Below are 19939 nucleotides of genomic sequence, written 5' to 3'. Positions count from 1 at the left end.
TGAGGTTCTCCAACTTTATCCACATGTGCTATAATAGTTTAAGCGAGACATGCGGCGACAGAAAGGAGGAGGGCATGAGTACCTATGAATCCTTGTCGCTGATGTTTAATTTCGGAAGCTATACCGTTGCACTGTTAGCAGTCGTTATCTCATTGTACGCGATTAAACAAACAAAAAAGTAGCGTCACCCCGCCAAGAGTAGTCGCTACTTCCCTGTATCAAATCATTTTATTAGAAGCCGTGTGTCTCGCGAAACACGTTTTCTTTTTCGTCAATTATATTTTACAGCGTTTAGTTGGTAAACACAACAAGAAGAGCTCGGTCCATTGCGGATCGGGCTATTTTTTCGTCGTTATATTACCGTTGATTTACCGTGGGATTGGCTGCGCACAACCTTCCGGAGTGTATTCGTTAGGGCTGGTGTATGTGCGCAGACTCCTACGTTTTACCCTACATATATCGACCGCTATGCCTGCGTACGCCCGTGATATAGCCGCGATAGAGCTGTCCAAGGGTAAACGTAAGGGTACGCATCAAAACACCTAATTCAACGGTAATTCCACGTAAAAAAAGACCGCTACCGTTATTCGGCGCGGTCCTTTTCATCTATGTATTTTACTTATCAATAACGAGTAGTTCCGTAATATCATCTATTTCCAAAGCGTCGGCGATTTTAGCTAGGTGCTCCCTGTTAATACTATTTCTCATATTGTTTGACAACTCACTAATAGAAGCCTGACGTAAACCTGCCTTGGCTGCAAGTTCGGTCTGTGTAATTCCTCTGGCTCTAATAATCTCGTCCACTTTTACGCGTACTTTCCTCACGTTCTCACCATCCTTGAACCCATTATACCCAAAGAAAAACAAATCGTAAATCAACCGTTGACATTATACGAATATACGTATATTATGGGGTCAATAGGTTATACGATTATACGTATAAATTAACAGGAGGTTTCAAATATGCCTAACTTAATTTCAATCGCAGCCACTACTATAGAAGTTCCCTCGTATCCCTCTCGCGCATGTTCCCGTACCGCAACTCGTAACCGCCGCCAGGCCCTTAAATCCGCTTTATGGTCCTGCCTCAAATTAGGCGTTACGTTGACCGCCATCTTCGTAAAGGAGCTGATATTATGAGCCGAATCACCGTAGTCAACGTACTTAACGACCCACTCGAAGGGTTCTATCGCTCCGAATACCCCGGCGTTCTCGTTGACGCAAATTACGCCTTCTACATTGACGTAGAATACGCAACCGTCGTCCTCGAACGTGTGAGACGCGCCAGCAACGGCGAATACCTGACGACGGGCGGTCCCGGAGCCGTCGGCTTCGATCTTCCGGTCGATAACGTTGAATTCTTCGACCGCATAACGGAAATGTCGGCCGTCGAGCTTCTGTCCGCGTTGGTCCGGCGCAGCAAGGAGGGCGCGTAATGACCGTGAAGCTGATAACGCTAATCTACACGTACGACGCTGACGACGAGGAGCCGCTGTCCGAAACGCTGCCGGCGTATCTTATCGGTTCCGACCGCGCGATCTTCGTATCAGACGGCCAGTTGTGGGCGCATGAAGTCCGCCGGAGTGAAGTCGACCCGGAATACTACGTAGGCAGCAACGAAGACGCCGGCATTATTCTCGCGGAGAACGTAACCGGCACGGCTGCAGACGTTATCCCGGCGTTGATTGAACGGTGGGGCGGAATGACAGCGCTGAACTTTATCGTGCGTGATTTGGTCGCCGCACCGCTGCTGGAATTGGGGCTAACGATATGATCCGCCTGACGAGTGCCGGAGGGATACCGGTCGAAACAAGGGTGTCGCGACTCCCGACGTCCTTTTCGCGGAAATCCGCATTGCAATCATATAATAGCCGACGGGCTTAAAACGCGGAGGTCATTCATGGCACAAACGTTTGAAATTGGATACGCACGCGATTGCAGAACCGGAAACTTTATCGTCACTAAAATCGACTACGCCTTCCCCGCAAACAGCAAATACCGCCGCCAACAGATATGTGTCCTTCCTGGTGCATTCTTCCGCGCATTACCTTCCATTGATCGTAGATCCGTCGCAAATGTCATTGAAATTACCGCTAACCAGGCGCATGAGCTCGGCTTCATCGTCCGCGTAGAAACGGAGGTCGCCGCACATGAAGTATGCGCGTAGACTTGCCCGCAAGGACCGCCGCAGATTGTACATTCGCGAGGTTAACGATAAATGGGCTGAGATTAAGATTAATCCCGTAGGTGTTCGGCTTGGGTAGTGAACACGATTAGTATTCGTGTTTGTATTACCGGACCATCTTCGATGAAACTTAGAGGCGCGTCAACGCCGTATGTGGGGAAGACTGTTTAACCGACCGCCATCGTTGCAGCGGTGATAGCCGATATTTGCGCACAAGCGCAACTTTGACAACTCGAATTGTCACCCGCGCCTACCGGTTACAGACGGAGGATCGCCACGCGGAACGCTTCACCGGATTGCGCTAACAATTCGGGTAACAACGTAGGAAGCGCCAACTTCTTACGGATCACTTACGGACGACTTCGCTTATCGGGCGGTGGGGTCGTCCGTTCCTTATGAATAGTAGTACGCACGTTTGTTCGTACGGTTTCAAAAATTAACAAAATTATTTTAGTTTACTGTAGCTACCTTTTGGGTTATTTTTACTTACGAAAGGCGCGGCCGGTAAATGGTGGCGTCTTTTTCATGCGAAAATTTCTGGACTAGGTGCGGGGGTGACTGGAGACCACCTATATTATAGTATGCGCATGTCCCAACTTCGGTGTTTTATGTCCCTTTCTCTAGTATAGGCATTTTATTTTTCGCGAATGGTGCGGGAAGCCTCGCAGACTACGAATAATACAATAAGCGGAAATATTACAGCGCTAGTGTACGTTCTGCGATCGGCATACGTCATATTTATTATCCGGAGAGTGTACGGACCGAACATACGCTGTAGATAATATCGTAAATGGTGCGGGAGGCTCCGCAGGCTGTAAGTATATGAGTAGGCGGATATTTTATTTTCGCGGAAGTGTGCGGGAAGCGATCGAGCGTCGACTTTATTTATATAGGCGCTGTGCGAAACGGGAGTCAGCGGCACCATACGTATTGAGGACGTAAGTGTGTCACGACCGTATTCACTACGTCTCTATATGTGTAAGGCGCGGAGCCGACGATAATATATTTCCGTAAAAGTGTGCCAAACGAAATCGGGCGGTGGCTTTATTTTTATGGCCACTGTGCGAAATGGTATCGGGACGCATTGAAGTGTATGTAGAAGGAAGGTGCGCAGAACATCTCCCAGCGGTGTCAATATAAATGACGGCGGAATGTGTGCGGGAGCGCAGGTTGACTACCAATAATAGAGTATAAGCGTTAAGACCGCTTAACTATAGACCAAAATCCAAACGATAAGGGAGACGATTAACAATGACAAACGGACTTATGACACGCGAGCAATACGTAGCAAAGATGAGCGCCGGAGAATGGGCGGAAGATGGCGCAATCGCTCGGGAGTATCGCATACTGTTCGGATTTACTATCGCGGAAGTTGCGAGCGGAATCGGAGTAAGCCCGTCAACGGTTGGGCGGTACGAACGTGGGCTTCCGATTCAATCTGCGCGGTTGCTCGGGTCAGCTTACTTCCTCTTTCTAGGGGTTCGGCGGCTTCAAGCGGAAAAGGCAGCGACGTCGGAAGCAGATGCTTGGAACAGCGCAGAGTATCTCATCGACGATAACGGAGACGGGTCCGGGGTTGTTCTTAAGAAGCGCGAGTACAAGACCGTAGGCGAGATTAGTACAGGAGACCCCGCTTTTGACGCTGAGCTTGCGATAGCATTCTGCGAGAAGGAGGGCGCATCGTACTTCGTGACCTATTAATCCGGTATCAGTCCGCGCGGCTTCGTAATGGGGCCGCTAAAATATCAACTAATAAGGGAGACGATCGACAATGACAAAGTTACAGGTTATCAATTGTACACAAGCATCTGAGGGGAAAAGGACGCTTTCGGGGGTAGCGCTTCTTTATGCAAAATTGAAAGTTAACACTATTGAAGTAGCGGACGACCGTGGTCTGGCATTTTATAACGAGGACATGCTTCGTAATAACATGGTTGTACGTGAAGAGGTTATCTACGCAGGAAAGGGCAAGGTTCAGACGTGGGTTAGTGTACTACACTACGGCGAGGACTGCGCGGGTGAGTGGTTCCTGCACTGTGGGGAGTTGCTGTCTCCATTCCAGACCTATCAAATTGTACGTGAAATTTTTAGCCTTTATCAAAGTGAGCCTGACCTTGAGTCGTTCCTCCAGATTGTCGACGCTATGAGTGTAAGCAGATTAACCTCTGCTGATCAGCCCACAGATCGAGCTACTATGATGCACTATGAGGTCAAAACAGAACTAGACGAGATACTAAGTATTATAGGCAAAGAATTCTAATTAAGGGAGTATGTGCAGCTCTGAAATACGGCAGCTTAAACCACAATACGAGGAGGAAGTTACATGTTAAAGAAGATCGAGGAATGCGAAATCCCGGTAATTAAGATTCTGCTGGAAACGTTGAAGGAGGTAAGCGACTTCTCAGCGAAACTGCGCGCAGTGTTTGCGGACAGCGGCGACTTTAACGTTCTCGATACCGATCAAGTCCACGCGCTCTTAAGTAATTATGGGATTCCGGGCGAAACAATGATGTACTGCCGCGACGGCTTAATCTTTTCCTACTGTGATTTCTTGGCCGGCACTATTACCGCCGACGAACTTATCGAGGAAATCGAAGAGGTTATCGCGCACTTACAACGACTCTATAAAGAACACGGCGAGGAAATTTACGAGCCCTTCGATATGGAGCAGTATCTCGCGCGTTATCCGATGGGCGGGCCGCTAACTCCAGTGAAGGGAGAGAGCGCAGCATGAGAAGCGACCCGCAGTCACTGAGCGATGAAAACCTTATGCTGCGGAAGGAGGTGGGGCGACTTCGCACAAAGCTCGCGACCATTGAACGGAAATGTTCCGGAGGATTCTCGCCGGAGTTACAACGCTCAATCAGTGTTATAGCAGGTACCGCGCAGCGAACGAGTGTGGAGCGTTTGGGTAGGTAGCACCTCTATCATTTTGCGAGCTAATAAGGGATATACGCGAAAAAACGGACACTTCTCTTTAAGATGTTCTTATAGAGTTATGTCCGGATTTTAACAGTGTTCGGCGAACGGTAGTGAGTCGGACGTGACCGGTTTGTGGTCGCGTCAGCCCTTGACCTTTAAGTGCTGGCCTACGGGGAATAACGCCCCTTGTCCCGGCTCCGCCAAAACCCGGCGTATCCGACTATCCTTTTCACGCGCATAAGATTCTCTCAAAGGAGGCTTGTGTACGCGAGATGAATCATGGGGCATATTCAAGAAGTGCGCTCATGTAGGCAACCCAAAACCAAAGGAGGAACGCGGATGAGTGCGGATTTAATCACCAGTAGTACATATACATTAACCTCGCAAAGAAACGAAGTGACAGACGGATTCAAGGCGTTGTTATTAGCTCGCGGCCTTGAGGTGAGCGCCGGAGACTTGGCGTTCGCTGCCGGAATGGTTGACGCCTGGAACGCTCCGGACGATATGAGTCATCCGGTAGTATTTGCGGCTGAATGTGGATTTGGCAAATCTACGCTGCTCGAAGTCTATCTTCGCCATATGGCCGCGACCGATCCACATTTCGGCGCAATCATCGTCAAGCAGAAAAAGGACGAAGTCGAAGCGCTGGTTAACGCAATCAACCGGAATGACACAGCAGCGGGGCGTGTCGGGATACGGTATCGCCGTGCGTTCGCTATTCGCGGGTATGACCCGGCCATCACTTCGTACGAATCCCACCGCAGACAGTTTAAGCAGCAGGCATACTTCCCCATCGTCGTCATGACGGCAGAAATGTTTGCCCGGCAGTCAACAATGCGCGTGCTCGGTCGGTTCTCCTCATTTTATGATTGCGATGAGCAGCGCCGCCCACGTCGTCTTCTCGTTATCGACGAGCGCCCGGTATTGGTCCGAACACATTCCGTATCGGTTGAGGACGTGAATCGCCTAATTGATGATGTACGCGCGATCACATATCAAGCTAAGCAGCGAGCGGGCACATCAGCACGCCGGGATATTGACAGTGACTACCGCGAGTTCCTTAGCTACGCGCAACAGCTTCGGAATGAACTGGAAAAGTGCGACGGTTCGGGACGGATGGCTCCCGTTGACTTCGACTACCTTATGTCCGATTCCTTGCGCAGAATGTGGGCCGACCATTACGAGGGTTCAGATTTCGAGGCTTTAGCGACGTTTGAGGGAACGATCCGGCACGGGGGAAACGTGTATTTACGCCGTGATACAACGCCCGTGGTAACGGCATCTCATCGCGTTTACTATGAGTGGACCGCTTTCCGGCCGTTTATACTAGACGCCACGGTAGCGACTGACCCTCACTACGCGGAGGGGAATTTCGTCGTTATTCAATCGCCTACTCCACATCTCTACGTTAATGTCTCCTTCCACGTATGCACCGGTGAGAACCTGTCGAAATCGTTCTTCGAGGCGCATCCTCAGTCTTTCGAAGAGGCGGCTTTAATGGTAAAGGAGGTTGCCTCAAAGCACCGTAAAACTATGGTCGTGTTCTACAAAGAACACCTTCCGCAGCTTGAGAGTTACTTAATCGATGAAATACAGACGGGTCGAGTATTAACGAAGCACTTCGACAGCGGGCGGGCTACCAACGATTACAAAGATTGTGACGCAGCAGTATTTCTCGGCTGGCTGCTTAAGGGAGAGGCATATTACCCACAGGTTGCCAGCGCGATTAATGATGCGTTACTGCCACACGACTCATTTACCGATTTGGCCGGCGTTCATTATAAAGACGAGCGCGTAGAGTCGTTCAAGGTCGGCGAACTCGTAACTGAACGCGTTCAGGACGTCCACCGAATACGCCCGCGCTCACGAAACTACCCGGTCAGCGTGTACCTGTTTCACCGCGACGAAACGATAATCGGCAAAATAGTCGGATGCTTTCCGGGAGCTTGGCGCAGAGAGTTTGTGCCGCAGCGTAAGTTATCGGGCCGCCGAACACACGCGGATAGTCTGATCGACTACTTTCAAAGTATGGAAAACGGCACCCGTGTTAAGTCAAAGGACGTCTATACGGCGATCGGAGTTTCGCAGAGGCAGTTTGCGCGCTTACAAGAGGACAGACGAGTTTTAGAGGCTATGCGCGGGTGTGGCGTATGCCGAGAAAGGACTTTCTATATAAAGAGACAGTTACTTGAGGAGAAGGCCGCGTGATGCGGCTACGCGCCTGCCATTAAATATTTAATATCTTGAGGGAGGAAACCCAATGCAAGAGCTCGCTCTTAAACTTAAAGCTCGTCCACTTGAGGATTACCCTGCACTTCTAGCCCGGCTTTCCCATGTAGTTTCCGTCCCGCCACTCGCTGCTGTTACGCGTCCGCCTTGCGATCCTTTTTCCGCCGTACAAGAACCGTCCGGTTCCGCCAGCGACGCCTTCCCAAATCAGAAGCGCGCAGATTTCCGCAGATACGCAGACCATCCGCTAAAACTCCGGATTCGTTCGGCGGGGCGGATGGCTGCGTCTATCCTCGGATATCACCACGCGCAGCATGTCGGAGGAGACGGCCGCTTCCCAACAAGCCGGGAAAACCAGCGCCTTGAACGAATGGCCGACTATGTACTGGCGGAGGAGCATGCGCTCGGCCTAACGATTCTACGCGATCCATACGACAAGCCGCGCGACGTTGACGTTATCATACCGCCAGGAGAGGGCGCTCGCACGTTTATGAAAGAGTACGGAATTAACATTTACTGCCTGGCTGACGCGGAAGCGGTATCCGACGGCGTCCGGATTAAAGTCTGCAGAACGTGTGAGTATCCGTTCGAAGACCGCAGCCCGGGCAGGAATAAACGAGATTGCGGGGATAGCTGCCGCACGTTCGCGAAGAAGCTGTCTGCGCGGCGGGGGCGGTACGGGTCGGAGGAATTGATAGGCGAGCGCAGCCGGATGGCTCTGCCTTATCCGTTCTACAATCCGCAGGAAATGTACGAAATAGAGAACCGCTCGGAGCGCGCATATGGAGGTTATGAAAAGCTTAGCGGGATAGATGCGGCCAAGAAGCGCAAAGAGTCACACGGTAAAAAGAATACGGTTCAGCTCGTAGACAAAAAGGGAACGGAGGATAACGGATATCTCGACGGGCGGTACGGTTGGCAGAGCGATCGGAACTCCTGGAAGGGTAAGACGTCGCACATATGGTGGGGCCCGGTTGTGTCTTACAACCTGAGCGACCGAGAGTTGACGGAGAGTTTCGTAGACTGCAAATCCTCGTACACTGTCCACATCTCCGCCTAAGAAGGGAGAGGTACACAATCCCAACTATTCTATTTACTAAGCTTGCGTTATTTCTAATAGACAAAGGGGGTTTGTGATATGGACGGAATGGGTGTCCGTGGTATTCGGATAATGGCCGGCATGACGCAGGCTGCGTTTGCTGATACATTGGGCGTTAGTCAGGCGCTTGTGTCCGATGTGGAGTGCGGACGCCGTGCGGTGTCGAGAGACTTGCGTATAAAGATCGCGCAGGTCTTCGGCACTGGTGACGACGTGCTCACGGCAATTCAGCGCGCGAAGGAATCCGGTAAGTTGGCGCTCTAGGGCGCTTTTATTTTGATTAAAGACTTTAGCGCTTTTAAGCGTTAAACAACGTCGTACAGGCGGACAGTAAACGCCCGGAAGCACCACGCAGGAAACAAATCCACGGCAAACTGCTAGGCCGACGAAGGACGCTACGTAATGGACAACGCAATATGGCGGCTCGACTCCGATAATCTGGCCGCGTACACAGAAGACCCGGAAGTCATGGCGAAGATCCGCCGATCATATCCGGACTTTATCGTAATGGCAACGTACAGGCAGGACGGGAAGCTCCTCGCCAAACAGTACCGCATTCCTTCCGCCCGCAAGCGCTCAGCTCGGCACCTATTCGGCGTCCGCTTATCGTAGAATCTGCGTGTTTTTAGCGTGTTTATAACCTGGACGAACAATGTATCGCCGGGCTTATTTGTGCGCCTTTAATCAAGCATACGAAGGCAATAGCATACCGAATATGCGCTATTTTACGCGAGGGAGGCTAACAGCGGTGGAGGAATACGCGATAGAGTACGGAGCAAAGCGCCCGCTCAAATTCAGCGAGTACGTTGTCGATAGTTTAGCAACGGCGGAACTGTTAGACGAGATCATCTATTTCGTAGGCCGCGAGGTTAACGTCGATACATACCGAAAAATGGACGTCATGAAGGCGTGCCGGCTTATCGAACGGCTCGCGATCATGGTATGCAAAGCGGAGTCACCTACGAAATTGTATGGGATCACGAAGGCACAGGTAAGGCACGCGGTAATACAAGCGCTTGAAATATTCGGAGGAGGCCGGCCGCCATGGGAGAGAGAATCCGCGTCCTTTCAATTCAGCCAATCGAGTACTATCAGCGCATAGTCCGTATGCTCAACGAAGACACCGGCCAACAACGGGAAATAGTCTATGGCGAGTCCGTGTCTGATCGCTGGATACGCCGCTGGGCTCCGCTGCTATGGCGGAAAGCAACACCAATAAAAACAAAGGGGCAAGTTAAATGACATTATACCCAAAAGCTAACATATGGACCGGCGGCATTGGAACCGGAGACGAGTTGGAGATCGGAACAAGTCTCGGTAAGTCTTCCGTATCAACCGCGCCACGACGCAAGCCACACCAACCGAGCGGCCGCATGACCGGATACGTTAAGATGTATGACCTCACGAGGGGATTCGGCTTCATTCGCGCCGGCCGTGACGATTACTTCTTCCATCGTTCGGCGCTCGGGCCTGGCCTTGACTATTTGGTTCTCGACGAGACGGTACATTTCGACCTCTCAACTGACCGCGCCGGCCGTACCGTAGCAAAGAACATCACACTAATCTAAAGGGGAAATGAACATGAGTTACACAAAGGCAAAGGGAAGTCTTGAAAGAGTACGGGAAATTGAGCAATCTTCTGCGGGCATCATGCTAAGTGCAAAGCGTGCTCTTTCTGCGGAACTGTCCAAGATCGAAATGGATCGGCGGCTAACGACAGAAGGACAGCAAGAAGCAAAGGCTGCCGCCAAACAAAAGCACGCTATCGAGTTCCTGCAGAAGTCGCACACCATGCGCCAGGAATACGCCGCTAACCTTAAGAAAGCAGTCCGCGAGGCTGAAAAGGTCATTTACACGCCGCCGCGCAAGCCGGACGCAACGAAACTCGGCCGTTTTGAAGACGCCTTCCGGACGCTGAAAACGGAGCTTATGTTCGCGACGTCCCAACGGGCCGCCTACGATAAGCTGCGCGAGTTTACCGGCAAAATTGACGATCCGTATATCGCAAACCGTGTCCGCGAAGACTTTGCGGAGCTGACTACGAAGGTTCTCGCGATCCCTGGCGACGGTAGTTTCGTAAAGGGAACCGGCGCAGCGACCGTAAATACGAATGCGCGGACGGAGCTTGGCGGTCTGTACGACGGCCTGCTGAAACCGTTCGAAAGTGACGACCTCAAAGGCGCGCGCGATGTTCTCGAAACTGCGCAAATGCTTGAAGAGGACGGAAAGGTTCACCGATCATACACCATTATTGACGCCGCCGAAGAAGCGTTCGGTATGGAATACTCCCGCTACATCAATGATACGGACGCTTTCTTCGCGGCACATCCGGAACATACGCCGGCTCCGTTTGTTGACACCGAAGGCGAACGCATTGTCCAGACAACGGACGATTTGACGTGGATATATAAGGAGGAAGCGTAATGAGCGAGGAACTTCTTGAGATCGCCAATAAACGACTGATCCGGGCGCACTTCCTTGTTGCGTCACGGAACGCCGGTGTACGGCCGGAAGCGTTGGACGCTGCGTTTAAGCTGGCGGATTTGTCTGGCGTAGCTATTGACGATGCGGGGCGCGTTTGGGGCGTAGACGACGCAATCGAGGCGTTGCGAACGGAGAGCGATTTCGTGTTTGCGCCGGTTGAACCGGTGAAGCCGCGCAGCATCGGCGGGCCGGCGGGACCTTAACAAATATCTGTAACACAAACGGAAGGGCTGGCGAGTAATCGCTGGCTCTTTTTAATTCTAAGGGGGAATAGTATTGAGCAGTGTTGTTGTTTTACAAACATATGATCGACTATGGATCGGTTCAGACAGTGCGGTATCAGCTCGAATTGACGGGGTTACACACCGCTGGAATAATAATGGTCAAAAACTTTGGGTGGTGGATGATTCCGTTATCTTCTGCTCCGGACGATCTGCGCTGGCCGAGGACGTTATGCAGGAGTTTCAGGCAGCGCCTAAGCGAGACTTAAACGGTTTGCACGAAGTCGCCACGCGTCAGTACCGTGCGTACGTGGAGCAACACGGCGAGCCGCCTGCCGATCAAAGCGAGATTTACCTTACTCTCCTCATATGCAGGTATGAGCAGGGCCGGACGGTTGTATATGGTATTGAGCCGCATAATGATTTCAAGCTTACTGAGCGCGTCCTTAATACACCGATGGACTTCGCCATATGGTCCGGAGGCATCCGCGTACATGAGTCGTCCACGGCAGCAATGGCGAAATTCCGCGAAACGATGAATGTTGTACAGACGTTTCAGCACGCTTTTGACGAGATCGCATACGAGGCGGTCGGCGGAGAGCTTACGGTCTATCAAATGGATAAGGGCGTAATAACTCCGTTCATGCATACTAAGATCAACGAAAAGCCCGGCATGAAATGGCTGACGGAGGATATCGTGCGCGCTGAACTGCTCCGATTGCGTTCCGATATGATCGTCGCTGAGACAGTCGTCGGCCAGCTCGGTTCCTTCGTGTCTACGTTAATTGGCGAAGGAAATGATGTCGTCCAGATCAACACACACGGAATCGCAGCGGGTAACGCGGACTTTAACAGCGCACCATTTCGGGTTAACATGCAGGGTGACGTTATCGCACGCTCGATCAAGTTAACGGGCGAGGTCAAGGATAGCGAGGTCATTGCGTCGGTTATCCGCGCGAGTCAGATTATCGGCGGGAGTATCTCCAGTGACACCGATATTGACGTCACCCGCGACGCGCGTATCGGTAATAACCTGTTTATGGGTCTGGCTGGCAGCACTACAGATAGGCGTATTGAGTTCGTGGACCCAAATATCTATGAGGCTTTTATCTCCTTCGCGGGTGGGACTAAAGAGTTGAAAATCCGGGCAGGTAACGACATACGGATTGATACCAGCCTTGACCTGTTCCTAAAGGGCGATCGAATCATGCTGCAGCCTGGCTCGGGTGGGGCTTATATCGGCTCGTCTACTTCCGAGAATCGTATCGTAGTTGGTTCGGAAATGGACTACGCCAATCTGAGGCTGGATAACTTGGGGACGTCGTTGTTACTTTTAGCCGGGCGTGTGGCGGCGCTTGAGGGCGCGTAAATACTATTCAATTGCGAATCTCTCAGATATACTAATGACAATTACTATTTTTGGGAGGTTCGTGCATGAAAAAGAAAATTATAGGAATAGCAGCGGCTGCGCTATTGTTGGGTAGCTCGATCGGATATGCGGCCAGTTCGTCGCTTATCGGCGCAAAGGTAACGGGACTATTCTCGGTAGAACAAAACGGCAAGAAGATCGCAGACGCGGTTATCATAAACGGCAGCACCTACATCCCAGTCCGCGCGTTATCAGAGGCGACGGGTACGGAGTTGACCGTAAAGGGGAAAACTATAACGATGGAAAGTAAAGCGAACGCAATAGCGGAGACAGATACGACGGTCGCTGAACCGGTAGTAACTGCAGACGCTGCTAAGATCAAGGAAAGAGTCACATCGTTAGAAGGTAGAGTTAAGCTATTGGACGATGCGATCGCAAAGGAAGAGGCTAATTTCTACTTGATGGAGACTCCAGAACAGCAGGTATCCGCGAAGGAGTTTATAGAGGATCTAAAAGCAAGACGAGCAGAAGCACAAACGGATCTTGCGAAATTACAGGCGCAGCTCGGCGAATAACATACGAATAAATAACGGCCGCTCCAATAATGGGGCGGTCTTTTCTATTACGAAAGGGGACGCTTATTAATGAAAAAACGCTGCTTACTCGAATTTACGGTGGATGTAACGACGGCAGCCGCAGACCTTACGGAGATGATTACGGCTGTATTAGCGGTTAATCCTGGCCGCGAGCTTGAGATACTTCACGCACTGGACGAGAAGATCGGGTTAGCGCTGGCTGCAGCGGAAGGAGGCGAAGATATTGGCATTAACTAACGCAGAGTTACAGTCTGACCTCGACCGCCTAACGGAGACACTCCGCGCGGTCCGCATCGAACAAGGGCTGCCGGCCGATCCGTTGCCGCGTCCCATAATCGTAGAGCCGCCGCTATCTGCCGCGATTGTACACCGCCTCGCTCCGTTTAAAGCGATCGCGGTTAAGCTTGCGGCTATTCTGGCGCAGGGACAGCTTACACGGGTTGACGTCAACAAGCTCGAACAGTATCGGGATTATGGACGCATGCTCAACTACTCATACGGCATATTTGCGCCACTATACTCAACCGGAGTTCATTCGATATTCTGCGAGCTTGAACGTATTAACGAGGCTATCGACGAAGGGCGCACGGTTGACTTCGACGTGAACAGCGCTATGCGGCGTCTTCATTTCGACATAAGCGCGTTAATGAGCGAACGTTCAGGCAACGAGTGGGGTATGTACGATAAGTACGGAGGCTATTCGGATGAACGCCGGGCTGCAGAAGCGGAGCGTAAACGATTGATTGCGGGTGACGAGGCGTTCCGGGCGGCATATGACGAAGCACTAACGCTAATACCAACAGAAGAGGAGACGATGATTTATGAATAACGCTAGACAACGCAAGGTGCTTGAAGCGCAGCTAACGCCACAACAACGGAAGGCAGCGCAGCTTATCGTAACGAATGAATGGGCGGAGTTGCTGACGGATGATGGTAAGAAGAAGAACGCGCAGGAGATGGCGGACGAGATCGGCATCGCGCGGAGTACGTTCTTCGAATGGAAGGCGCAGGAGGTATTCGGTGCTTACGTTAACTACCTTACGGATATGCAGCTTAGCGCAATGAGATCGGAGGTTAACACCGCGCTGATGAAAGCGATCCGAGGCGGAGCGAACGGAGTCCCTTCCGTTAAGGCGCTCGACCTATACTTCCGCAGATACGGATTGCTCACCGATCGGACCGTCGTTGAGGATACGCGTCAGACCGTAGAGGACAGACGTAAGACAGACGAAGAGATCCGCGCGGATATCAGCGAGCTTGATGCGCTAGTTAACGGTAATAGTAGCGGCGACGAGGACGTAGTAGCGTAGAGACGTACGCCGACTATTCCGGACTAAAAGCGCGTTTTACCTGCACGGGGCTCACGGTGCCTGCCCGCCCTAAAACTCGGGGGTCGGCGCTGCATAAACGGTGCATAATCGAATGTATAAACGCTTGATTGACGTATGTATAACGCGCATAAGCTACGGTCGGCCTGCGTATGAGCCCGTGAATCCTTGATACATAAGGGTTTGCGGGCTTTTTCTTTTGTCTACGGATAGCTACGTGATTATAAATCAGCTAGGTCAGCGGATGAATAAAAATACATACTTTAGTACGGTGACGCGTCAAAACCCCAAGGCACCCAAGCCAGGACTCGAATTCTGCTGCATATACAGTCCGACAATAAAAATTTAATCCGGGGGTCATATTCTACGTTTGTCTACGCGTATCCGTTATGCTATTATATAGGTAGATAATCGAATAAACGTAGAAGTATCGGAATCAGTCCGGTATGTGATCGTAAACTAAACGTTGATGCTGCGGGCTTTTCCGTACATTAGCGGGCAAATACGTGACTCGAAATCAGTTAGGCGTGTCACAGCGTGCGTGGGTTCGAATCCCACCCTCTCCGCCACTACAGCACTTTATAATCGTTAATCCAACCTTCGCTGATCGGCGGAGGTTTTTTTATTTGTACTTAATCACCACAAAAAGAGGAACCCTTTCGGGTCCCTCTCCAGAGGCAGTACATCAATGATGTTCGGAATTTCTCTGTGTAAAGCCGCTAAAGTGATTGGGTTGTGCTGAGACTGTGCTTTTTTTAGGAGACCAGCCCTTACTCTTCCCGGGTTACAATAGTTGCTGAATCAGAATCCCAGTGATTGTGTTCGTCTACGACGTCCAACGGAACCACACCTCTCTTTTGTACTGCCTGAGTTTATTATGGGACAGGATCGACTCTTTTATACATGGTGCTCAAAAATTAATGGACCCGCGCTTTTTCGACCTTTTTCCATTTGCGGTTTTTGTTGGTGGTTTCGGGGAAGGTATCACCCTTTTCCATTTCAATCCGTTTCGGATTACTGATCTGTGTGTGGAAGCTGCGTGCTTCGCCTACTTCCATGTAGACACCGGGGTTAGGTGCTTTGTCGCCTTTTTCATATTCCGTCTGTTCGCCCATGATATCCCTCCTTCTCTAGAGTGGTGAATACAGTTATATTGTGCGCACTCGTGGGGTTGTTCATGTAGCTAAAAAGTACCTGGAAATGGCATTGATTAATATTGCTTGCACTCGTCAGAACTATTTGGTATATTAATATGGTGCGAGTCTATGTTTGTGCTCGTTCCTTGCTCCTGACGTGATCAGGGGCCGCAGACCATAAGGAGGTGAAAATTATGCGCAAATATGAAGTCATGTACATTATTCGTCCTGACATTGAACAAGAAGCCGTTCAAGCAGCAGTCGAAAAATTCCAAGGCATCATCTCCAACGGCGGAGAAATTACAAAGCACGATGTGCAAGGTAAACGCCGTCTTGCGTATGAGATCAAGAAATTCCGTGATGGCGTTTATGTTTTGGTTAACTTCAATGCAGAACCTGCAGTAGTTACCGAATTGGAACGTCTCATGAAGATTTCCGACGAAGTAATTCGTTATCTCATTACGAACGACGTTGCCTAAGATATTGACAAGCTTTGTAATTGATCGCGTTAAAGGAGGGGATTGAATTGTTGAACCGTATCATTCTGATCGGTCGGTTGACCCGTGACCCGGAACTTCGTTATACTCCCGCTGGTGTTGCCGTAACGCAGTTTACACTTGCTGTAGACCGCAACTTTACGGGCCAGAACGGTGAACGCGAGGCGGACTTCATCCCGGTAGTAACCTGGAGACAGCTGGCTGAGACCTGTGCCAATTACTTGCGCAAAGGACGACTGGCAGCCGTGGAAGGACGCATCCAAGTACGGAATTACGAGAATAACGAAGGTAAACGTGTATACGTAACCGAAGTCATTGCCGATAATGTCCGTTTCCTGGAATCTTCGCAGAACCGTGAAGGCGGAAATACACCAAGTGGTGCAGGTACTCCTGAAGAACCAGCCTATGGCGGTGGCGGCGGTAACAGTGGACGCGGAAATAGCAATAATTCCCCGCGTAACAACAACAATAATCAAGATCCTTTTTCGGGCGATGGAAAACCGATCGATATATCGGACGATGATTTGCCATTTTAATAAGGAAGGACTGAACTGAACATGGCTTTCAAACAAAGAGAAGGCGGAGACAACGACAAAAGACCGGCACGTCGTGGTGGACGCAACAAGCGCAAAAAAGTGTGCTACTTCACTGTGAACAAAATTACTCACATTGATTATAAAGACACTGAGCTTCTTAAGAAGTTCATCAGCGAACGCGGAAAGATTTTGCCGCGTCGTGTAACAGGTACAAGTGCAAAATACCAACGCGCTCTGACCATTGCTGTAAAACGCTCGCGTCAAATCGCGCTGCTGCCTTACACAACGGAATAGGACGCTTTATACAAAGCAGCCGGGCAACCGGCTGCTTTTTTGTTTGCTCCTAAACGACACCCTCCCGCATTAACCGGCCTCAGCTAAATAGAAGAAGACGGATAAAACCAAATGATAGCAGGACGGCTGTAGTCAAAGTACGCCCGCTTGGTCATAAATACTTAATTGTATATAATGAGTAAGAAATGACGGAAGCTAAACAGCCGTAAAATTTAATTCTTGGAGGCATGATGATGGTCAGTGCAAGCCCCTATGTAGTCATTGAGAATGTACAGGAATCGGTAGAATATTATCAGAGCGTGTTTGGCGGGGAAATTAAGATTTTGAATGAGCATAAAGGCAAATGGCTGCATGCAGAGCTGCATCTGGGCCAGAGTCTGATCCATTTCTCCGATGATTACGGGAAAGGCGCCAAGACGGAAAATGTCAGCATTATTATGGGGCTGGACAGCGAGGAACAGCTGCGCGGCATTTATGACAAACTGATTGCTGATGGCGGTCAAGTCCTGGTTGAGCTGCAAAAGACTTTCTTCGGCGCTCTTCATGGACAAGTTGCAGATAGTAAGAATAGAATTAGTTGGGTATTGAACTGTTTTGTTGCCAATTGACGGATGTCACAGAATGTAGTAAATTACAGTTATCCTAAACTAAAGGGGAAATTTTGATGTTGGTGAGCGTTCTTAACTAAGCAATTTCATATTACCTGAACAATTAGCTGCGCCAGGTATCGGATTAGGCGATACGTGTGCTCTGTTTGAGTCTGTCCCGCGACATGCTCTGGTTGTTGAAGGTGAATGATTTAGTTAAGAACACACGAAGCGTCACGATGGCCTCTTTACGGCTGTTGTTCTCTTTGTAATTAACCGTGCTCTTGCAGCACGGTTTTTTCTGTTTTCAGAGACAACACCCTATAAATGAGGGCAAGGACTGCCGTAGTGGTAGTCTTTGCCCTTTTTTGCGTTAGGAACAATCACGCCTGATACATTCAGGTCGACAATAGAGGAGGAGAAACATTGAATCTGCAAAGTTTGAATACCCTTGAATACGAAGAGATCAAACAGGATTTGGCACGGCATGCAGTATCCTATGAAGGAAGAAGATATGTAAATGAGCTGGCACCGATGACTTACCTGCCGGCAATCCACCGGGCAATGGATGAAACGGATGAAGCCTATGAGCTGCTGGGAAGAGGGGCAAGTGTTCCGTTGCCTTCTCTGGAGGGAATCGAGTCGATCATGTCACTGCTGGGTACCGGATATATGTATAACGAGCAGGATCTTATGTCGGTATGCACCTTTCTGAACAGCTGCAGTCAGCTGCGCAAGTATATGGCCTCCAAGGAGCAAAGTGCGCCGCGGATCGCCGCCTATGGAGCTTCTCTGCAGGAATTGAGGCATGTCAGAGAGGAAATTGAACGCTGTATCCGGTTTGGGGTGATAGAAGACCAGGCGAGTAAAGGGCTGGAGAGAGTGCGCAAGCGTCTGGCAGTGGCTAAAGAGCGGCTGAACAGGAAGCTGGAGAGCATTATGTCCAAGCACCAGTCTATCCTCCAGGAGAATCTGGTCAGCATGCGCGGCGGGCGTTATGTTATTCCTGTAAAACGCGAATATCACAAACAGGTGAAAGGCTCAGTGCTGGATCAATCGACCAGCGGACAGACCGTCTTCGTCGAGCCTTATGATATAGCCGCCCTGCAGGGAGAGCTGGAGCTGCTGGCTGCTGACGAGGCACGGGAAGAGGGAATCATTCTAAGCATGCTCAGCGGCATGGTAGAACAGGAGCAGGAAGCCTTGCGGGTCAACATTGATGTGACGGGCACCTATGATTTCATCTTTGCCAAAGCTAAGTATGCCCGCACACTTGGGGCGAGGAGAGTGGCTTTGAATGACCGTGGTTACTTGAGGATGAATGGCGGCAGGCATCCGAAGCTGAAGGATATGGTGCCGGTCAGCCTGGAGTTTGGCAAGGGCTTTAAGTCTTTGATTGTAACAGGCCCCAATACTGGCGGGAAAACAGTTGTGCTCAAAACGCTGGGCCTACTTACCTTAATGGTACATTCCGGAATGCTGGTTCCTGTAGAGGAGGACTGTGACTTTGCTGTATTCAGCGATGTAATCAGTGTTATTGGAGACGGACAGAGCCTGACGCAGTCGCTGAGCACTTTTTCTGCCCAGATGAAGAGTATTGAGGGAATGCTGCAGGATGCCGGCAAAGGGGTACTGCTGCTGATTGATGAGCTGGCGGCAGGGACAGATCCCGGTGAAGGTTTTGCTCTCTCCATAGCCATTCTTGAGGAACTGAACCGCAAAGGGGCGAATATCATTGTCACTACTCATTTTAATGAGCTAAAAGTGTTTGCTGCTTCAACCCCGGGATTCCAGAATGCGCGGATGGAGTTCGATAAAGAGACACTCCGGCCGCTCTACAAGCTGACCATTGGCGAGGCGGGTGAAAGCTACGCGCTGCAAATCGCCGAGAAGCTGGGTATCCCGGGCAATGTCATTCAGCGCTCGCAGCAGCTTGTAGCCCAGCAGCGGGAACAACAGGGCGGGAGAGTCAACTGGAGCAGGCCTAATGCCGGGCACACAGGGCATAAGACTGAAGGATCGAGACTGTCCGTTGAATCGAATGATGAGGACAAAGAGCGGACTCAAGAAGGCGGAGAGCAGAATGACTCTGCGGAGGAAGCAGACAGCAAGAAGCAGGCCGTAAGTTTTGAGGTAGGCGATGCGGTGTATGTCAGCTCCCTTGGGAGAACGGGGATTGTGTATGAGAAGCGAAATGACTTGGGAATGGTCGGGATCATGATTCAAAAGCAAAAAATGCAAATAAATCATAAACGCTTGAAGCCCTACCTCTCCAAAGCGGAGCTGTACCCTGACGATTATGATTTTGATATTATTTTCGAGAGCAAGGATACCCGTAAAAAGCGCAAGCTGATGCGAAAAAGACATGTTGAAGGCGTGACGATCATCCATAGGGATGAGGAACAATAGGCATAAATTCTGAACGGAGGTCTGCCCCGAAAAGGCAGGCCTTTTTG

Annotated in this window: 26 protein-coding genes; 24 read left to right on the top strand and 2 right to left on the bottom strand. The window is 50.5% G+C overall.

The genetic code is table 11. From position 1 onward, the window contains the following. The first annotated feature begins 74 nt into the window (after nt 1-74). Nucleotides 75-182, top strand: coding sequence for a putative holin-like toxin (locus NSS79_RS34170; RefSeq protein WP_342437833.1), 108 nt, complete (start codon nt 75-77; stop codon nt 180-182). Between the two features lie 433 nt (nt 183-615). Here NSS79_RS34170 and NSS79_RS34165 read toward each other — a convergent pair whose 3' ends face one another. Continuing rightward, nucleotides 616-825, bottom strand: a complete 210-nt coding sequence (locus NSS79_RS34165) for a helix-turn-helix transcriptional regulator (RefSeq protein WP_342437832.1) — start codon at nt 823-825, stop codon at nt 616-618. Nucleotides 826-1136: 311 nt separating this feature from the next. Here NSS79_RS34165 and NSS79_RS34160 point away from each other — a divergent pair, with 311 nt between their 5' ends. From NSS79_RS34160 to NSS79_RS34075, 18 genes are all read left to right on the top strand, one after another. Beyond that, nucleotides 1137-1436 (top strand): hypothetical protein, encoded by a 300-nt coding sequence (locus NSS79_RS34160; RefSeq protein ID WP_342437831.1) that lies wholly within the window; start codon nt 1137-1139, stop codon nt 1434-1436. A 5-nt stretch (nt 1437-1441) separates the two neighbouring features. Beyond that, nucleotides 1442-1774, top strand: a complete 333-nt coding sequence (locus NSS79_RS34155) for a hypothetical protein (RefSeq protein ID WP_342437830.1) — start codon at nt 1442-1444, stop codon at nt 1772-1774. Nucleotides 1775-1900: 126 nt separating this feature from the next. Beyond that, nucleotides 1901-2167, top strand: a complete 267-nt coding sequence (locus NSS79_RS34150; protein ID WP_342437829.1) for a hypothetical protein — start codon at nt 1901-1903, stop codon at nt 2165-2167. Nucleotides 2168-3436: 1269 nt separating this feature from the next. Next, complete coding sequence (locus NSS79_RS34145) at nt 3437-3886, top strand: helix-turn-helix domain-containing protein (RefSeq protein WP_342437828.1); 450 nt, start codon at nt 3437-3439, stop codon at nt 3884-3886. A gap of 70 nt (nt 3887-3956) precedes the next feature. After that, on the top strand, nt 3957-4445 hold the full coding sequence (locus NSS79_RS34140; protein ID WP_342437827.1) for a hypothetical protein: 489 nt from the start codon (nt 3957-3959) through the stop codon (nt 4443-4445). A 63-nt stretch (nt 4446-4508) separates the two neighbouring features. Beyond that, nucleotides 4509-4919, top strand: coding sequence for a hypothetical protein (locus NSS79_RS34135; protein ID WP_342437826.1), 411 nt, complete (start codon nt 4509-4511; stop codon nt 4917-4919). Nucleotides 4920-5446: 527 nt separating this feature from the next. Continuing rightward, nucleotides 5447-7315, top strand: coding sequence for a DEAD/DEAH box helicase family protein (locus NSS79_RS34130; RefSeq protein WP_342437825.1), 1869 nt, complete (start codon nt 5447-5449; stop codon nt 7313-7315). Between the two features lie 52 nt (nt 7316-7367). Next, nucleotides 7368-8396: a hypothetical protein gene (locus NSS79_RS34125; protein ID WP_342437824.1), complete on the top strand. Its 1029-nt coding sequence runs from the start codon at nt 7368-7370 to the stop codon at nt 8394-8396. Nucleotides 8397-8474: 78 nt separating this feature from the next. Continuing rightward, nucleotides 8475-8699: a helix-turn-helix transcriptional regulator gene (locus NSS79_RS34120; RefSeq protein ID WP_342437823.1), complete on the top strand. Its 225-nt coding sequence runs from the start codon at nt 8475-8477 to the stop codon at nt 8697-8699. 484 nt (nt 8700-9183) lie between these two features. Then, nucleotides 9184-9537: a hypothetical protein gene (locus tag NSS79_RS34115; RefSeq protein ID WP_342437822.1), complete on the top strand. Its 354-nt coding sequence runs from the start codon at nt 9184-9186 to the stop codon at nt 9535-9537. 136 nt (nt 9538-9673) lie between these two features. Then, a complete protein-coding gene (locus NSS79_RS34110; protein ID WP_342437821.1) occupies nt 9674-10003 on the top strand; it encodes a cold shock domain-containing protein in 330 nt (109 codons plus the stop codon). A gap of 13 nt (nt 10004-10016) precedes the next feature. Further along, nucleotides 10017-10859 (top strand): hypothetical protein, encoded by an 843-nt coding sequence (locus NSS79_RS34105; RefSeq protein ID WP_342437820.1) that lies wholly within the window; start codon nt 10017-10019, stop codon nt 10857-10859. Beyond that, nucleotides 10859-11122, top strand: a complete 264-nt coding sequence (locus tag NSS79_RS34100; RefSeq protein ID WP_342437819.1) for a hypothetical protein — start codon at nt 10859-10861, stop codon at nt 11120-11122. Before NSS79_RS34105 ends, NSS79_RS34100 begins: the two co-directional genes overlap by 1 nt. Before the next feature lie 328 nt (nt 11123-11450). Beyond that, nucleotides 11451-12509 (top strand): hypothetical protein, encoded by a 1059-nt coding sequence (locus tag NSS79_RS34095; protein ID WP_342437818.1) that lies wholly within the window; start codon nt 11451-11453, stop codon nt 12507-12509. A gap of 65 nt (nt 12510-12574) precedes the next feature. Further along, the gene (locus NSS79_RS34090; protein ID WP_342437817.1) at nt 12575-13084 is read left to right on the top strand and encodes a hypothetical protein; all 510 of its coding nucleotides are present in this window, start codon (nt 12575-12577) and stop codon (nt 13082-13084) included. 69 nt (nt 13085-13153) lie between these two features. Continuing rightward, on the top strand, nt 13154-13342 hold the full coding sequence (locus NSS79_RS34085; RefSeq protein WP_342437816.1) for a hypothetical protein: 189 nt from the start codon (nt 13154-13156) through the stop codon (nt 13340-13342). Continuing rightward, nucleotides 13329-13934, top strand: coding sequence for a hypothetical protein (locus NSS79_RS34080; protein ID WP_342437815.1), 606 nt, complete (start codon nt 13329-13331; stop codon nt 13932-13934). The genes NSS79_RS34085 and NSS79_RS34080 overlap by 14 nt, the downstream gene beginning before the upstream one ends. Continuing rightward, a complete protein-coding gene (locus tag NSS79_RS34075) occupies nt 13927-14415 on the top strand; it encodes a phBC6A51 family helix-turn-helix protein (RefSeq protein ID WP_342437814.1) in 489 nt (162 codons plus the stop codon). The genes NSS79_RS34080 and NSS79_RS34075 overlap by 8 nt, the downstream gene beginning before the upstream one ends. 935 nt (nt 14416-15350) lie before the next feature. On the opposite strand, the gene NSS79_RS34070 is transcribed toward NSS79_RS34075, so the two are convergent. Beyond that, on the bottom strand, nt 15351-15548 hold the full coding sequence (locus tag NSS79_RS34070; RefSeq protein WP_038598253.1) for a YjzC family protein: 198 nt from the start codon (nt 15546-15548) through the stop codon (nt 15351-15353). Between the two features lie 215 nt (nt 15549-15763). Between NSS79_RS34070 and rpsF the strand changes: the two genes are divergently transcribed. From rpsF to NSS79_RS34045, 5 genes are all read left to right on the top strand, one after another. Continuing rightward, entirely contained in the window at nt 15764-16048 is a 285-nt protein-coding gene (rpsF, locus tag NSS79_RS34065) for a 30S ribosomal protein S6 (RefSeq protein WP_038598251.1), read from the top strand. 47 nt (nt 16049-16095) lie between these two features. After that, the gene (gene ssb, locus NSS79_RS34060; RefSeq protein ID WP_342437813.1) at nt 16096-16602 is read left to right on the top strand and encodes a single-stranded DNA-binding protein; all 507 of its coding nucleotides are present in this window, start codon (nt 16096-16098) and stop codon (nt 16600-16602) included. A 21-nt stretch (nt 16603-16623) separates the two neighbouring features. Beyond that, nucleotides 16624-16896 (top strand): 30S ribosomal protein S18, encoded by a 273-nt coding sequence (gene rpsR / locus NSS79_RS34055; protein ID WP_019914552.1) that lies wholly within the window; start codon nt 16624-16626, stop codon nt 16894-16896. A gap of 233 nt (nt 16897-17129) precedes the next feature. After that, nucleotides 17130-17504 carry a VOC family protein gene (locus tag NSS79_RS34050; protein WP_340895758.1) on the top strand — a complete coding sequence of 125 codons (375 nt, stop codon included), beginning with the start codon at nt 17130-17132 and terminating at the stop codon, nt 17502-17504. A gap of 405 nt (nt 17505-17909) precedes the next feature. Further along, nucleotides 17910-19892: a DNA mismatch repair protein MutS gene (locus tag NSS79_RS34045; protein WP_342437812.1), complete on the top strand. Its 1983-nt coding sequence runs from the start codon at nt 17910-17912 to the stop codon at nt 19890-19892. Nucleotides 19893-19939: the final 47 nt, after the last annotated feature.

The organism is Paenibacillus sp. FSL L8-0436, from assembly GCF_038593025.1.
GTDB lineage: Bacteria > Bacillota > Bacilli > Paenibacillales > Paenibacillaceae > Paenibacillus_AQ.
The sequence above is the reverse complement of the archived record's forward strand: the minus strand, read 5'-3'. Positions and strand labels throughout refer to the sequence as shown.

Excerpts from the sequence above, each read along its gene's own strand:
- NSS79_RS34170 (WP_342437833.1), top strand. The coding sequence starts at position 75 with ATGAGTACCTATGAATCCTTGTCGCTGATGTTTAATTTCGGAAGCTAT.
- NSS79_RS34160 (WP_342437831.1), top strand. The coding sequence starts at position 1,137 with ATGAGCCGAATCACCGTAGTCAACGTACTTAACGACCCACTCGAAGGG.
- NSS79_RS34150 (WP_342437829.1), top strand. The coding sequence starts at position 1,901 with ATGGCACAAACGTTTGAAATTGGATACGCACGCGATTGCAGAACCGGA.
- NSS79_RS34145 (WP_342437828.1), top strand. The coding sequence starts at position 3,437 with ATGACAAACGGACTTATGACACGCGAGCAATACGTAGCAAAGATGAGC.
- NSS79_RS34140 (WP_342437827.1), top strand. The coding sequence starts at position 3,957 with ATGACAAAGTTACAGGTTATCAATTGTACACAAGCATCTGAGGGGAAA.
- NSS79_RS34135 (WP_342437826.1), top strand. The coding sequence starts at position 4,509 with ATGTTAAAGAAGATCGAGGAATGCGAAATCCCGGTAATTAAGATTCTG.
- NSS79_RS34130 (WP_342437825.1), top strand. The coding sequence starts at position 5,447 with ATGAGTGCGGATTTAATCACCAGTAGTACATATACATTAACCTCGCAA.
- NSS79_RS34125 (WP_342437824.1), top strand. The coding sequence starts at position 7,368 with ATGCAAGAGCTCGCTCTTAAACTTAAAGCTCGTCCACTTGAGGATTAC.
- NSS79_RS34120 (WP_342437823.1), top strand. The coding sequence starts at position 8,475 with ATGGACGGAATGGGTGTCCGTGGTATTCGGATAATGGCCGGCATGACG.
- NSS79_RS34110 (WP_342437821.1), top strand. The coding sequence starts at position 9,674 with ATGACATTATACCCAAAAGCTAACATATGGACCGGCGGCATTGGAACC.
- NSS79_RS34105 (WP_342437820.1), top strand. The coding sequence starts at position 10,017 with ATGAGTTACACAAAGGCAAAGGGAAGTCTTGAAAGAGTACGGGAAATT.
- NSS79_RS34100 (WP_342437819.1), top strand. The coding sequence starts at position 10,859 with ATGAGCGAGGAACTTCTTGAGATCGCCAATAAACGACTGATCCGGGCG.
- NSS79_RS34090 (WP_342437817.1), top strand. The coding sequence starts at position 12,575 with ATGAAAAAGAAAATTATAGGAATAGCAGCGGCTGCGCTATTGTTGGGT.
- NSS79_RS34085 (WP_342437816.1), top strand. The coding sequence starts at position 13,154 with ATGAAAAAACGCTGCTTACTCGAATTTACGGTGGATGTAACGACGGCA.
- NSS79_RS34075 (WP_342437814.1), top strand. The coding sequence starts at position 13,927 with ATGAATAACGCTAGACAACGCAAGGTGCTTGAAGCGCAGCTAACGCCA.
- NSS79_RS34070 (WP_038598253.1), bottom strand. The coding sequence starts at position 15,548 with ATGGGCGAACAGACGGAATATGAAAAAGGCGACAAAGCACCTAACCCC.
- rpsF (WP_038598251.1), top strand. The coding sequence starts at position 15,764 with ATGCGCAAATATGAAGTCATGTACATTATTCGTCCTGACATTGAACAA.
- rpsR (WP_019914552.1), top strand. The coding sequence starts at position 16,624 with ATGGCTTTCAAACAAAGAGAAGGCGGAGACAACGACAAAAGACCGGCA.
- NSS79_RS34050 (WP_340895758.1), top strand. The coding sequence starts at position 17,130 with ATGGTCAGTGCAAGCCCCTATGTAGTCATTGAGAATGTACAGGAATCG.